Annotated in this window: 8 protein-coding genes; 4 read left to right on the plus strand and 4 right to left on the minus strand. The window is 45.0% G+C overall.

The genetic code is table 11. The features are described from left to right. Position 1: 1 nt before the first annotated feature. The 4 genes from BLU98_RS14270 to BLU98_RS14285 all read right to left on the minus strand — a co-directional run bounded on the left by BLU98_RS14270 (position 2) and on the right by BLU98_RS14285 (position 2,867). Entirely contained in the window at positions 2-793 is a 792-nt protein-coding gene (locus BLU98_RS14270) for a sensor histidine kinase (RefSeq protein WP_092725905.1), read from the minus strand. Beyond that, positions 754-1,413, minus strand: a complete 660-nt coding sequence (locus BLU98_RS14275) for a hypothetical protein (RefSeq protein WP_092725907.1) — start codon at positions 1,411-1,413, stop codon at positions 754-756. The genes BLU98_RS14270 and BLU98_RS14275 overlap by 40 nt, the downstream gene beginning before the upstream one ends. Before the next feature lie 51 nt (positions 1,414-1,464). Then, positions 1,465-1,968 (minus strand): hypothetical protein, encoded by a 504-nt coding sequence (locus BLU98_RS14280; RefSeq protein ID WP_092725909.1) that lies wholly within the window; start codon positions 1,966-1,968, stop codon positions 1,465-1,467. Between the two features lie 245 nt (positions 1,969-2,213). After that, positions 2,214-2,867, minus strand: coding sequence for a response regulator transcription factor (locus BLU98_RS14285; protein ID WP_092725911.1), 654 nt, complete (start codon positions 2,865-2,867; stop codon positions 2,214-2,216). A gap of 666 nt (positions 2,868-3,533) precedes the next feature. On the opposite strand from BLU98_RS14285, the gene BLU98_RS14290 reads away from it, so the two are divergent. From BLU98_RS14290 to BLU98_RS14310, 4 genes are all read left to right on the plus strand, one after another. Continuing rightward, positions 3,534-5,210 carry a Hint domain-containing protein gene (locus BLU98_RS14290; RefSeq protein WP_092725913.1) on the plus strand — a complete coding sequence of 559 codons (1,677 nt, stop codon included), beginning with the start codon at positions 3,534-3,536 and terminating at the stop codon, positions 5,208-5,210. A 3,602-nt stretch (positions 5,211-8,812) separates the two neighbouring features. Beyond that, entirely contained in the window at positions 8,813-12,517 is a 3,705-nt protein-coding gene (locus BLU98_RS14300) for a hypothetical protein (protein WP_092725917.1), read from the plus strand. Between the two features lie 16 nt (positions 12,518-12,533). Then, entirely contained in the window at positions 12,534-13,919 is a 1,386-nt protein-coding gene (locus BLU98_RS14305) for a ComEC/Rec2 family competence protein (protein ID WP_092725920.1), read from the plus strand. 58 nt (positions 13,920-13,977) lie between these two features. After that, entirely contained in the window at positions 13,978-15,405 is a 1,428-nt protein-coding gene (locus BLU98_RS14310) for a ComEC/Rec2 family competence protein (protein ID WP_092725922.1), read from the plus strand. The last annotated feature ends 3 nt before the right edge of the window (positions 15,406-15,408 follow it).

A 15,408-nucleotide genomic window follows, 5' to 3' on the forward strand; every position in this document is an offset into this window, starting at 1 on the left:
ACTATTCGGCAAATGGAATAAAGATACAAATATGGGTACCCTCCGCAACGCTGGACTTTATCTGTATAGACCCTTTAATCAACTCAGCACGCGAATGCAGGCTCCTCAACCCGATGCCATTTTTCACGGTCTCCGGCTCAAACCCTTTACCATCATCTTCAATAGTAAGCGTTATCCCACCGGGAACGGATTCGAACAGATAGCTAACCGTCTTGGCTTCTGCATGCTTAAGAATATTCTTAATGGCCTCCTGATGCATTCGGAAAAGAACAAGCTGCGTTTCATTCGGCAGGGTGATCGTTTTACCATCAGTATCATCAAAAAAATTTGTTTTGATTGCCCCTTTTTTTGACAACCAATCAAGTTCATTTCGTATGGCTTCATCTATTCCAATCTCGCTGATTCGGTCACTGTGGATATTCCTGGACAGTTCTGACAAATCTTCCATAGCGGAACTGATCAGTCTTTTAGATTCAGCTATAAGAGAAAAGGATTGTTCCGGCGTTTCAGCAAATTGAAATAATGACAGATTTACATTTGCCAGTAGAAGAATCTGACTGACATTATCATGTATTTCCATGGAGACATTCTTCAATATCTCTTCCTGGGTTTCTATCTGGGTCTCAAGCAGTTTTTTTTCATGAATTACTTTAAACCGCTTGATTTCCTCCTCCTGAAGCCTCTTCCCTCTTTGGATCAGTCGTACAACCAGTAGTATAAACCCAATTAAAAAAACAGCAACAATAAAAGTGACTACTGCTTGAAGAAGGATTTCGGGATTCTCTTTGGACATAAGCAAGCGATTATCAGGAGTAGATAGTAAAGACTGTTTATATTGAGTAATAAGATATGCATATTCCTTACAATTTCCTTTGAGAAATTGGTCAGACTGTTAAGGACGACAACAACTGAAAGAGATCCGGTATAAAAGAAAAGAATCGCAACAGTAACCCAGAAAACAAAATCTTTCGTTAGCGGCAGCAATTCGTTCTTCTCATTTTGAAGGAAATTTTTAACCTTCCACAAACCCACAAAGATCAGCCAAACAGCAGACAGGGCATAGGAATAGGTGTGAAAAGCTTTATATCCCGTAATAAAAAAAATGTCAGTGATACATATGCCCGCAATGAAAAAGCCGGAAAACAGAATTGACTTTCTTTGTAGACCTGGTTCAGATGTCACGTAAAAAAAAGAAGTATACAGCGCTAATTCAACTATTGAAAGGCAATTGATGAATAAAAGATTATTCCAACTATGCCAGGCATAATAGGTGCCGACGGCTTCTACAAAGAAAGTAAAACACAACAGCATTGAGATTATTACGCGCTCAATCCCTCTACGTTGGAAAGTAGTGTAAACAGCAATAATCATTGCAGCTAGTAGGATCCACAGATCAGGGTTAATGGAATGCATAAAAAGGCCCCGGTTTTGCCGGGGCAAAATTACTCAATTTTAGGGCGGAAACTAGATAACTTTAATCCCCTTTTCGTCCTCTAAGATGGTCAGTCCAACTCTTTCCATTTCCAGCCCGAAAGGGATGCCTTCCGTACCAAGAGGATCGTTTCCGCCACAAAAGGGAGGACAGGCTGTCCCGTAATTGAATGCCAGAATTTCGGCACCACCTTTATGAGGCACATAGAGGTTTTTATGAAAAAGACCATTTTCAGTCTTTTTCTCTTTTGTAGCCACCAGAACCACAGTTTGCCTTCCCCGCAGCTCAATATCCCCTTCGAAATCCTCCGGGTAAACACCATAGTAGACCTTAATGCCATCCGCCCCGTGCTCGGACGCTAAACGAAGAAACTGTGTGATTTCTTCAATACCGAACCAGGTGCTTAAAGAATCAGGTTTCCCCAAAAATTGGGTGTTGGCTACCCATCTTTCTTTTTTGTAACGGCTGATAAGTTGGTCAACATGTTTGGTTCCGACCAACCGCCCGTTTTTCTGAAGAACTTGTGCTGTTGTCATTGGAATTAGTTTAGGTGAATAATACCACCAAACTATCCGACGTCATTGTAATAATACAGTTTCAATAATTTATAAAACAATTAATTACACATGTGTTATATATATAATATAATGTATGCCAAGAATTTCCGATTTTCGTGACAAATATTACCCTGTCATTGGAATAAAAAAACAATGCTTTCAGGGATAATAAAATACCCCCATAAATGGGGGCGCAAATAAAAAATAATCGGGGAGGTTAGATCTCAATGATAGAATGCGATCATTCCGTTCAGGACTCCGTATAATACCAAAACGGGACGGCTGTTAAGGTCAAGCTTTTGAAACAGGCTGTCCCGGTAATTTTCTACCGTTTTGAAACTAACCCCCATTTTCTCAGCTATCTCTTTATAACTCAAGTCGGTACTGGCAAGTTGAATAAATTCAACTTCTTTCTTTGTTAAAATACTCTTGCCGTAAAATCCTGTCTTTTTATTAGAATGCTCTCGAAATTGGAAATACTCCTTTTTAACAAGGTCGCCAAGGTAAAAACCATATTTATGCACCGACACGATCGCTTTCTGTATAACGGAAGGATCAGATGACTTATTAATATACCCGCAGGCACCGTTTACAATCATATTGATGATCATATCCTCTTCGCCGTAAAAAGAGAATACGATAATTTTAATATCCGGATATGACAACAACAATTTCTCCATGGTTTGTTGACCGTTCATTACCGGCATTGAAATATCTAAAAGGACAATTTCCGGTATACAGGTACCAGATATTTTTTTTAAAAGTTCTGCTCCGTTACTTGCTTCCATTACAATCTGAATTTCATCAGTCGATTCAATCAGCATAGCAATACCCCTTCTGGTTACCGGATGATCATCTACTAAGGCAATCTTAATCATTGAGCAGCATTGGTTTCACTAAACTAAAATTAAGGCTTTTTTATCTTGTTTTATAGGTCTTTAAAAACGAAGCCTGACTATAATCTTAATTAAATAACGAGCGCTTTCGGTCGCCACCTTACAACTCAACAATTACAGAGAAAGTTGTAAACGAGCCGGCTTTTATCTGGGGTGATATTTGATTCCATAAATCATACATTATCATTTATAAATAATGCCACCCAGATGGGTTGCTATTTGCAAACAAATTTGAACACGGCACCCATCGATCAAATCAAAAAAGAGTAAATCCAAATTTATCTACGAAACTTAGAGCGGAAACCGAAATGTGTAAAAAAATCCTGTTTCACCCACTCCAAATAGGGGGTTTTCCCCCTTGTATCAGTCAAAATTTGATTGTATTGTTGTATGGCATCAATCATTGCGAAAGAAAGTCTGCAACAGATTGATTTCTAATACAAAGTGTAGCACGCTTAAACTAATTTCTAACCATTAGATCATCGTTTTTCGTGCCACTTTGTTCGGCGCTTTTTGTTTTTTGTCTCCATATCAAATTCTACCCGATGAATAATTCTAAAATAAAAAACTGGCTTCCCGGTGTTTCTGCTCTCATTTGAAGGGAAGCTTATCGTTCCAATCAAAAACCACAAACATAAAATTCTATTTATGAAATCTCTGCCAACACTAACACCACAACAAGCTGGTGAGTTACTCGCATTTCAACGTGCTTCGAAACAAAGTGCAACTACTTACCTCAACCCTTCAGATCCCACACATCGAAAATTCATTGAAAGTATGCTCAATGCTGCCGGCAGAACACCGGCCAATTACCCATACCTCTATAAAGCACTGAACACGGGAGATTCATATAAAGGAGCCCCCGGCGTGGACAATGTACGCATGGTAGATGCAGGGAAAACTGCTGCCGGAAAAGCTACTGCAACCGTTTGGTCACGATCATCCAACGATAGCCTGATCAAAGGAGGTAATTTAATGGTATTCGACAGTGATACCGGTGCACTACTGGCGCAGGGAGAGAATACAGCGGTGAAAAGAGGCTTTCTCGCTTGTCCTGCCAGGAGCGCTACCGCTGCACCGGCCGGAAAAAACCTTTCTCTTCTGTACATGGGGCACACAACAGATGCCAACGGGTCTACCCGTTTTTACAGTTATACCAATAAAGTTGCGGTAGCGCAGGATGGCATCAAGGCTAATATTGCTATGCCTGTGATCCAGCATACAGGCAATGTAAACATTTGGATTGCAGTGGGCAGAGTAGCAGGTTCTCCATTTCCATCCAATACTGACTATATCTTTATAGAACCTTCCGCCAATGAAAATAATCCATATCTCATTGTTCCTTTTAAAGGTAATGTGGCGCTGAGCGGGCTTATTGACTTGCCCAGCCTTACCATTGCAGATCTCAGCACCAGTATTTTTGTAAACAATGGGCATGGCTCTACTGTCGAAATCACCAGAGCTACCCAATACACCACAGATGCAAAGATGATTGGTGCTTTTTCAGTGGGTACTCCTGCCAATGTTTTGCAGTGGGAATTTCCCTATGATCAAAAGGGTTACCAACAAACAAACTCAATTGTATACAACTCTACTTCGCTGGGCAACGAAATTGATAGTTATTTCTATTTCGCATTTAATGGCATCCCATTAAAAGGCGGCGCTACTGCACCTCCATTTTTTGTCTGCAGTAAAAACACACCCGAAGACCCATCTATCAATTGCACGCAGATACCGAACCTGTATTTCTGGTGGCATTGCCTGGCCAAAGGCACATTAGTAACGCTGGAAGATGGTAGTAAAAAACCAATTGAAGCCATCAATGAAACCTTCAGGGTAAAAACCGGTACTAACGGAAGTAGTTTCGCAGTATGCGCTACCGCATTAGGGCGACATAGTTCCGATCCGGCAGCAGGCACCCGCAAAGAGATATTCCGGCTCACCACCGCTAATGGTAAAAGCATCACTGCTACCGAGAACCATATGGTCTTTATGACGGCGGATAAGTGCAGAAGTATCAGCCATCTTGTTGCGGGCGACAAAGTAATGACCGATGAAGGCATGTCTACGGTAAAAAGCATTGAAGCGATTGCTTACAACGATATGTTTTATGCCCTGGCACTGGGTAATATAAAAGAACAAGCTGAAAAAAGTTTTCCGCACAATATGGCAAACTATTATGCCAATGGAATCCTTTGCGGTGATCAGCTGGCAATGCGCCATCATTGCAATGAAGCGCACCATGATCTTGAATACATGCTGCCGCGCATCAAACAGGAACTGCATACTGATTATGCATCCGCATTACATCACAAGCGCTTTTAATACCCTACTCATGGCCAACAATCTTATCAAGAACCTGTTTTATGCCAGCCCCTATTCCGTTCCACCTCCCGGCGTAGGTACTACTGGTGTAACATTACAGACAGATCCGGCGCAATCGCCCACGCCTGCCGGCGTTACCAACCCCGTGCTGGTGATCCGCTTGCGAATGGCGTCAAGCCCGGTGGTTATTGGCATATCTGCTACATCCGGTCCCGGTACAAGTGTAAAGACAGCTATCTATCAGCCGTCTTTTCCTTTATCCGCCACCGAGTCTTATATGATCGATATCATCTGGGTGCCGTCGGGCACACCGCCTGAAAATATCGACTGGAACAGTGCCATCGCATCTGCACCCGTAACAGCAGCCGAAGTGATGGTAGGTAGCGCCGCTTTCAATGGCACTACGCTTGATGCAACGGTAACCTATGGTGCAAGCAGTGTTGCAGTAGGCGCACAGGTAAATGTATTCGCCCTATCAGGCGGTGTATATGTGAATATTGGCAGCGCGCAAACTCAGGGTAACAGGTTATCTGTACCTGTTACCACCACCGGGTTTACTGCGCCATTCTCTTTCAATGCACAAGCCATTATTCCCACCAGCAATTCGGGAGGCGGTGCTTTTGCACCGCCTTTCAGCATGGGGCCTCCTACCGTGATCAGCAATTACACCAGCGTACCACAAGCGGCTAAAACAATTGCTGCAGCTGTTTACAATGGCAAAAGCCTTTCTCTTTCCTGGAACCTCGATACCGTTGCCGGTTGCGTGAACCCCGATTCCAGCCTCATACAGGTACTTGCCAGCAACCAGGTTGTTGCCAGTTTTAAAGGAGGCCCTGTTTCTGCCAATATTCCGCTGGATATTTATGGCCAGTCAAACATTACCGTTCAGTTATCTACTGTAGCCAACAATATTGGCAGTACACCTTTGTCCTTCAGCCTGATCACGCAGGCGCCAACGGTAACTAATGTTGTTGCTGATAAAACAGCGGGAAAAGTAACGGCAAATATTACAACGACCCCCACAGGTCTTTCCGCACGGGCTTACCTGATGGATGGAGATATAGTACTTGCCGGTCCTGTTGCACCCACTAGCGGCGTAGTGAGTTTTAGTTATAGTACATCAAAGTACAATGTAGAAGGAATGGTTGGGCTAAGCGTTATTGCCAGCAGTGTATCTGCCGATGGAACAGTAACAGGCCCTGCAAGTAAGCCCGCCATTTTACTGGCCACCGCACCTATACTGCAATCCGCCCTCCTGCGCATCGATCCCGCAAACAACGCACAATGGAGAGCAGATATTGCCTGGAACCGCCTGCCTGATAGCGCTGCCAATGTTACTGCTTATACAGTTTCTGTTTTACAGGAAACGACTGTTATAGCTACGCAAACCATTTCCGGCACTACTGCCACACTTACGTTTGCCAAAACAGCAATCGACACCACCAAAACACAAACCATACAACTCTTTGCTACCGGAATTACCGGCGGTAATAGCCCTGCACAAACTTTGTATGCGCTGTTTGCACCGCCATTGCTTGCTTCATTGGTTACAACAAAGGGACAAATCGGTATTACCTGGACCGTACCGGCCACGCTTCCGGCAGCCAATACATTGCCGGTAAGCTATCGCGCGATCATTGCATCCGGCGCTGCTACTATTTATCGTGGAAACGAAACAACTGCTACACGCAGTGCCATTCAGCTTGCCGCCCTTTCTATTCCGGATACCGGCAACCTGGTGGCAATGGTAAATATTTCACTTGGACCGGTTACACTTCAGTGTGATCCGTCTATGGCTGCCACCTGTAGTGCCAGTCCGTTATTGACAGCGCCCATTATTAACGCAACTACTGCTGCAGCCACTACCAATATAGCTACACTGAACTGGACCGCTGTTACAGGCGCCAATGCTATTGCCTATAATATCAATTTTACAAAAGGCAATCCGCAAACCAATATTCCAACAAACGCTTTTGCATTAACAACAGCGCTTACGCCTGGAGCATTGCTCGGTTATACTGTAAGGGCAACCGGAACTTCAAACGGTGTTCCGGTTACAGGGCCTCCTTCTAATGAAGCATGGGTGCCAACGAATATGGCCAATGTTTCCACAGTCCGCTTCACTGGTAGCAATACAACTGTGGAGTGGGAGCAGGTGCCAGATGCTGTATGCTACTGTATATCGGTATACGACAATGCAACGCCTGCCAACCAAGTGTATACCAATACCACCAGTGCCACCAGCGATTCGTTCACTATTACGGCTGCCTCGGGGAAAGAATACACGGCCTATGTACAACCCATCATGAAAAATGGAACAGGTCTTGCCGGAACATCACTTAAACTATTCGCGCCAGCCTTATTCCTGAGCCAGCAGCCTGCTTCCGCCGCCTATCCATATATTTATCCGGCGCAAAGCATGTCGGTACTCGGTTCTGCAACCACAGGCCCTACGGCACAGGCCATTGTATTGTATTTACCCGAACTGGGTGCTGCATCCGGAGCACTGGGTACCACACCGATTGAAGTAGCTCCTTTCAAGATTGAACCTTCAGGAAATACTGCTTTACCCTATAAGCTAACCATTGCAGCAGATCCATTGGCCTGGACATTCGACACTACTGCAATACGTGCTGCCTTGCAACAAGCCTATGTCAATTTCCTGAAGAATATTGAAACGCCTCCTGGGGGCACACTTGCCGGCGCCACGCCGTTTGGTATTTCACTCGTACAGTTGGCCATCGCCTGTTCATTACCACAGACTTTTGCAGAACAACTCTATTACAATTTCGGATTCTCTACAGTTTCCACTGTGGGATCGGGTTATGTAGACCTCAGGCCGGGCATGGTGTTGCGGGTAGCTGCAAGCGACTACATTGGCATTGCGCAAAGCGGACTGCCTTCCTGGATCAACGGTTATGCGGGCGCTACCATTCTCGATTTTGAAATAGGCAGCTATCTGTCGGGCACTAACTGGCGTACAGGGTTCGATGCATTTTTAAATACACTTACTTCGCAGGGCTCTCTTACCGTTTCATCACCGGCTGCCTCTACGGGTTCCGTTCAGGCCGGCCTTGCCGGGGCGGTTGACTTGTATTATCCGCAATTCATTCAACCTTTCTATCGCCTGTATTTCCCATCTGCCATCAGTAGTCCATGGGGCAATGGATCAAATCTCACAGGATCGAATTTTACATTAGTAGCAGCGGGTAAATACAGCAGTTTGCAAAGCACAACAGTTGATCCGTCCAATAACCCTACAGCGTATTTCCGCGGCAGAGCTATTGTAGAAGTGATGATCAAAGTATTGGTCAACGGAAGCGAAAGACTTGTACCCATCGGTACCAGCCTGGGCAACCTGCTGGAGCAATTAGGCTTACGACCAGCATCTACATCACCGGTATTGAAGCAACTTCGCGTTTATCGTTCCATCATACCGGCAATTACCAGTACAACTACTGCAACAGCATTGGGACCTCAACTGGAATTGTGTGTTGACTGGAATGGTTTGGCAGTATATGGAACAGGTAATGGGTTGAATGCCATGTCGGTTCCATTAATGCCTGGCGACCAGGTTATCACAAATAAATATTAACCCATTCATGAGCGCTGTTCCGGTATTCAACCAGGTTAACTCTTCCGTATATGTGTTGTCAACACTCGCAGATACCGGACTGGTCAATTATTGGGCAGGATACTTTGCAGATCCACCTGGTAGCCTGGGCACCAGCGCCAGTACAAGTACAGTGTGGCAGAACATCGGTGGCTTTTATTTATTCCTAGATCAAATACCTTCCGACTGGACAAAGTTCGCAGCAGATTTAACAGCACTCCGTCCAAATCTGGGTCCGCCTGATATCGTTCGTTGTGTGTGGATCAGCAATGCAGGTCAGTCTTATTTGCAATGGCAGATCACTGTAGCTTTTGCAAAAGCTACCGGAACGGGTGTCAACATCAGTTGGCAATTGATGCGATCCGTAGCTTTTAACATCGGCGCTTACCAATTATCGCTGACAGGATTGAGTGCACTCACTTATATCACCGATGAGAACGGAGGCGGTATCGGCTTTCCTGGCGGGGTGTTCAATGGCCCGGAAGGGGGCTATACTTTTCCAACAGCACAGCTGTCATTCAGCGGAACAGCACTTGGTGCATTCAGCAGCAGCATGACTATTGCAGCGCCTTCCAGCCAGGACCAGTGTGATCTGTGGAAAGCACTCAACATTGGTTTGCAATATGCAGCGGCACCTACGCCTTCTGATGATGAACCAGTTCCTCCTGTTAATGGAGATGATCCCGACCCGGCAGCTATGGCCTATGCAACTGCAACAAAAATATTGTTCATGCCTGTGTTCGCAAGGCAAACAGCAACCCTTAACCTGGGCATCCTGTTCGATCCATTGCTGCCACTGGTGGCTTCCCGCACTTCATTCAGTTTATTTCCTGCGGGAACAACGGCTTCACCCATACAGGAAAGTTTCCTGCGAACCACACGCGGATACACTATTCAGTTAACGCCACTCAAAGCGAATGGGGTACTCCCCGATGCACGTTTTGTATTCGGCTATTGCCCGGTACAGGAAAGCCTGTCAGAAGAAGGATATCGTTATCATTTAAGTCCCGATGGTGCATTCCAGGCAACCATCCTCACTCCTTCGCAAAAAAAGAGTAAGCGCAGCACAACTACACCCCTGCCCAATCAATTATTATTGGGTTTGTCCGGATTGGAATACGCAAGCCTCGATGGCGCCAGTTACATGATCATATTCCAGGGAAACAAACCGGCATTCATTCCTTATGTTCCGCCATCGCAATCACAGGCACCCGATATATCTAAAGCACTGACAGGAGCGGCAACTACTTCACACCTCACTGTTATGTCGCTCAACAACCAGGTGGTTAACCCTGTATATTATGCGCAACCGCGCGAAGCGCCGCTCTTTTCCGGTATCGATCATCGTACCGACAATATCCTTGATTTCAATCCCATGCCTGCTTTTACCTTTCCTTATAATGTGCAACAGCAGCCAGTTGTATTTCCCGTAGGCATTTACAAAGGACTCAGCAGTGATGAGAATGCACTTGCACGTGAAATGGAAAATGCAAGCCTGGCCCCCTACCGTAATTATTTTATCAGTAAACAATATGGTGTAACAGCCCATGCCGCCAACGCGGAAAACTTCCCCGTACCCAAACGACGTTTACGCAGCGTGAATGATCCGCTGGGTGTGACGCCACAAGGACTCGTAGCTGAACTGACGCCCGACTATAAAAATTTCGATGGTCTCATCATGGGTAATATGCCCGGCACTAATTATCCCAAAGTAGACTTCACAGCCGTAGAAGGCATGTTCAAGCAGGCTTTACAGAACAATCAATTGTTTTTTGTTGCAACCAACGCAGGCGTGCTTATGAGTGGCACTTCGGTACGGTACCAGCTGACAGAAAAAGACAAACCCTTTCTGCTGGCGATGGGCGTAACGCAGGCTGTTATTGATGCCGTATACCTGGCTGTAAGCAGGGCCACACAGCCGTTTGATACGGAGGAGTTATTTGTAAACTGTATCCGTACTGCTGCGGGTAATGATCTCGGTTCTTTTCTCAAAGTAGCCGGCATACTCAAAGTGGAAATGGATGGATGGACTTTCCAGTTGTCGCCGCGCACCTGGCGTACCGATGCGGAGAGTCCAACACTCCTGGTTGCCAAATTCTGCAACCGCTCACTGAGAGACCTGGCCAATGATACCAGTAGCTGGTATTGGCCCGAAGTAGCTACACCTCAGAATGGAACGCTGACTCAAACACAAACAGTATTATTAAATATTTGTAAGGCGGCCGCTGCACCCGATGCAGCCAAACCCCTGCGCATTTTTTACGATACGGTGCTCAACGACAAAAACTGGAACGGCTTCTTGTTTCTGAATGCTCCGGTGGATATTTCAGAGATGCCCGATGACCTGAAATTCTTAACAGCAGGTATTGACCTTACCAAATTCTGTGCACATCATATCGGTTTCTCACAAACGCCCTTCAATGTGCTGAATGGTGTTCCCCAGTTGCAACAGACGGCGGCATTCGGACTGATCAATTACGAAGACCCCATGGATCTCTACGCGGAACAGAGCATTCCATTTGGTTTTAAAACAACAAGGCTGCGGGTGCGTTTTGCCAATGCGGCCCTCGTAGATTTCTCGGCCGAAGTAGAACTCATGCTTAACAGCCTGTTAGGATCTTCATTAACCAAGCAAATAGCAGCACGCGGAAATAACCTGATCATTGGAGGCTCTTACCAGCGTGTGGGCGGCGCACCCTGTTATGCATTTGCATTGAATGGAGAAAATATTTTCAATGCCAATGATACGGTGCTTACAGACATCGAAGTATTATCGGTACAGGTGGTTAATGGTGGAATTACCAATTCTGTAAACGTGCTCACCAATTTTATATTGATGGGGAATTTCAGGTTCCTGCGTATAGAAGCATTCGATCTGTTCTCTTTTGGTCCGGGCGAAGATACCGACGACAGGTTCCTGCGATACAATGGACTTGGTATTAACATGCAGTTCTCACTGGCTACACCGAAACAACAAACCTTTACGGTAAAAGAATCCAATACTGCATTCGACATGGTGGCCAGTCATCAACGGACATCCTCACTGATGAATAATTTTCCATTAGCCATCAGCGGATTGGTTGCCAGCCCCAATCTTGCAGCGGAAGGCGAAAAGCCAAGTGGACAAACACCGGAAGACATGGGTTATACTTCTGTTGCAGCGCCACTGGAGCAAACACCGATGGTGCCTGGCTGGTATGGGCTGGTACTGACGCTGGACCTGGGAACATTCGGCGCATTGACTGGTAGTGTAAGCTTTAAAATTTCTATCCTCGCCGCCTGGAGGAAAGGTGATTCGCAAACGAATGTACCAGTTTATCTGGGGTTGAAATTACCAGGTATACCGGTGCTGGGCGGAAGTTTTCCTTTACAGGGCGTGTTGAAGATCGGTTTCCGGAATTTTCAGTTCGAAACTTATACTACCGCACAAAACGAGCTCGGGTACCTGTTACGGCTCCGGCGTTTTTCATTATCTGTGCTGGTATGGAGTTTCCCTCCCGGCAATAACAACATCATTTTATTCGGACAGCCGCGAAACCCGAAAGGTTCATTGGGTTGGTATGCAGCGTACAGTGATGACAAAGACGATACACAGGCAAAGACAGATCCATTATTATTAGAAAATACAACGCCACTACCGGATCATGTGCAGCGGCGTTTAAAATCGGGCAGGCGTACGCCACCCATCGGGTAATATAAAAGCATACAATATGGCAACAGGTGTTGTAAAAGTAACCGTAGTAGACGTTGGACAGGGGCAATGTACGTTCGTGGAAATTTATAACACGGACAGCACCCCTAAACTCATTCATGCACTTCTTTTCGATTGTGGAAGTGATAAAAAAAGCGATGAAACGTCAACCAACCTCCAATATATTGCTACCAAGGTAGCAGGTATGGATACACCTGCCTTTGATACCATTTTTTTCTCCCATAGTGATAAAGACCACATTAGCCTCACATATGATCTCCTGCAGGAATTCCCTTCTTCGAAAAAACCAACCGTAAAACAGGTTTGGTATGGAGGCGCCCGCAGCAGGTATACCAAATACGATTTCAACATCCTGGATTACCTTGAAGAAGAAGGATATTGCACAAAATCCAATCTCAAAACAACAGGAAGTAATTATACCGGATACGACACAACTTCTAAAAGTTTCACTCAATATCTCTGGAGAAGCGCCGATAATTCGGTTGCAGTATATGCAATCGTTTCTAATGTATTGTCGGATGATCCTGACTGGGACGAAAATGACCTGGATGTAGAAGGAAAAACCGCAGAAGCATTGAACCGGGTATCCATGGTCTGCTGGCTTTCTTATGCAGGTGCTTCTTATGTAATCTGTGGTGATGCTACTAATAAAACGATGGGGGCCATAAACACTCGGTTTACTGCCGGCACTACCGTATTTAATAAAAATAACATGACAACACTGCCCCACCACGGAAGCCGGGCCACGGGGTTTGCAGTGAAATCATCAGAAGTTGCAAGCAGTACAGCCAAACAGGTGGTAAGCGATTTTGCAGGACTTCTTAAGTCGAAGACCCTGACAATAAGTTCTTTTGAAAAACACCGGCACCCTTCCCTGGAGTTGATGAATGCATTTCCGCCTACCATTACTACTCCTTTTGTAAGAGATCCCAGGCTTAAGGAAACAAATGCCCACAGACTGATAGGCAATGTCGATATCGCATTAACACAGCCCAAAGGATGGAGTCTCCTGAAAACATATTACTCTTTCGATACTACTTCCTGTATGTTCAGCACCAGGTATTCCCAGTTAATGACATGGTTTTCCTACAACCTGGGAGCTTCGTCAGTGGCCGTAGCAAAAGGTCCCACATCATCATCAGTAGCTATCAATGCATTTGCCTGCTGGCAGTATGAAACACAAACAAATGGGAACTTCCTCTTAGGTGGTTATGCCAATCTTGCATTGCCACTTGTGCTGTTTACAGCAGGAACCACATCTATGGTTGCATCACAACCCAATCCCGCCATCGCATCCGTCCGGGTAAAAGATCAATCGAAAAAAGTACGGCAGCCTGCTCATACGCAATCGCAATTTTATGATCAGTTAAAACAGTTTCGTTGAAAAAAGATTCGTTCATACATGCAAGACAATATATAACCAATTTAAACCAACAGGGTATATGGCAACAGGCATTGTAGTAATAAGCGTATTAGATGTAGGACAGGGACAATGTACGTTTGTAGAGATCTATAATACGGCGAGCACCCCTAAAATCATTCATACGCTTCTTTTCGATTGCGGAAGTGATAAACAAAGTAGTGAAACGCAAACAAACCTCCAATATATTGCTACCAAGGTAGCAAGTATGGATACCCCTGCCTTTGACACTATTTTTTTCTCCCATAGCGATAAAGACCATATCAGCCTCACCTATGACCTCTTGCAGAAATTCCCTTCTTCAAAAAAACCAACTGTAAAACAGGTTTGGTACGGAGGAGCCCGCGAAAAGTACACCAAGTCTGGCTTTAATATTCTGAATTACCTTGAAACGAAAGGATATTGCACATCATCCAATATCAAAACAACAGGAAGCAATTACACCGGCTACAATACAACTTCTAAAAGTTTCACAGAATATCTCTGGAAAAGCACTGATAATTCGGTTAAGGTATATGCGATCGCTTCCAACGTATTGTCAGATGATCCTGATTGGGATGATAATGACTTGAGTGTAGAAGGGAAAACAGCAGAGGCACTGAACCGCGTATCCATGGTCTGCTGGCTTTCCTATGCAGGCTCTTCTTATGTGATCTGCGGCGATGCCACCAATAAAACAATGGGTGCCATAAATAATCTGTTTACCGGTGGCACCCCCGTATTTAATCAAAATCTGATGACAACATTGCCCCACCACGGTAGCCGGGCCACAGGGTTTGCAGTCAGCTCATCAGCAACAGCAAGCCTTACAGCTATATTAGTAGTAAGCTCATTCTCTGCTCTGTTAAAATCTAAAACAATAACTGTCAGCGCCTACCAAAAGCACCGGCATCCATCATTGCAGTTAATGAGTTATTTTATCCCTACTATAACTACCCCAATCATAAAAGACCCCCGATTAAAAGAAAAAAATTCGCATCGGATTACGGCTTATCTCGACATCAATGTGGGAACGGGCACAGGCATGTTCCTCGTCAGAAATCTACCTTATTCATTTGAAACATTAATCAATACTTTAACAACGCGGTATTTCGACGGATTTCCCACATTCTCTTATAACATTGGTCTCTTTACTACAGCTAAGCCATCTCAGGGACTGGTAACCTCAACTACCGTAATCAATGGTTTTGCATGCTGGCAGTTTGAAACACAAACAAATGGGGACTTTCTTTTAGGTGGTTATGCCAATCTTGCATTACCACTTGTGCTGTTTACAACAGGAGCCACATCTTCGGTCGCATCGAAATCCGGTACGACCGACTTGTTGGAAGCAATTACAGTAACAAATCCGCCCATCGCAACTGTTAGGATAAAAGACCAACCACAAAAAATATGGCAACCTTCACAAAGGCTATCGCAATTCCATAACCATTTAACACAGTTTCGTTGAAAA

Source organism: Hydrobacter penzbergensis (assembly GCF_900106985.1).
Taxonomy (GTDB): Bacteria; Bacteroidota; Bacteroidia; order Chitinophagales; family Chitinophagaceae; genus Sediminibacterium; species Sediminibacterium magnilacihabitans.

Bases quoted from the DNA above. Each gene is read 5' to 3' on its own strand.
- BLU98_RS14270 (WP_092725905.1), bottom strand. From the start codon at position 793: ATGTCCAAAGAGAATCCCGAAATCCTTCTTCAAGCAGTAGTCACTTTT.
- BLU98_RS14275 (WP_092725907.1), bottom strand. From the start codon at position 1,413: ATGCATTCCATTAACCCTGATCTGTGGATCCTACTAGCTGCAATGATT.
- BLU98_RS14280 (WP_092725909.1), bottom strand. From the start codon at position 1,968: ATGACAACAGCACAAGTTCTTCAGAAAAACGGGCGGTTGGTCGGAACC.
- BLU98_RS14285 (WP_092725911.1), bottom strand. From the start codon at position 2,867: ATGATTAAGATTGCCTTAGTAGATGATCATCCGGTAACCAGAAGGGGT.
- BLU98_RS14290 (WP_092725913.1), top strand. From the start codon at position 3,534: ATGAAATCTCTGCCAACACTAACACCACAACAAGCTGGTGAGTTACTC.
- BLU98_RS14300 (WP_092725917.1), top strand. From the start codon at position 8,813: ATGAGCGCTGTTCCGGTATTCAACCAGGTTAACTCTTCCGTATATGTG.
- BLU98_RS14305 (WP_092725920.1), top strand. From the start codon at position 12,534: ATGGCAACAGGTGTTGTAAAAGTAACCGTAGTAGACGTTGGACAGGGG.
- BLU98_RS14310 (WP_092725922.1), top strand. From the start codon at position 13,978: ATGGCAACAGGCATTGTAGTAATAAGCGTATTAGATGTAGGACAGGGA.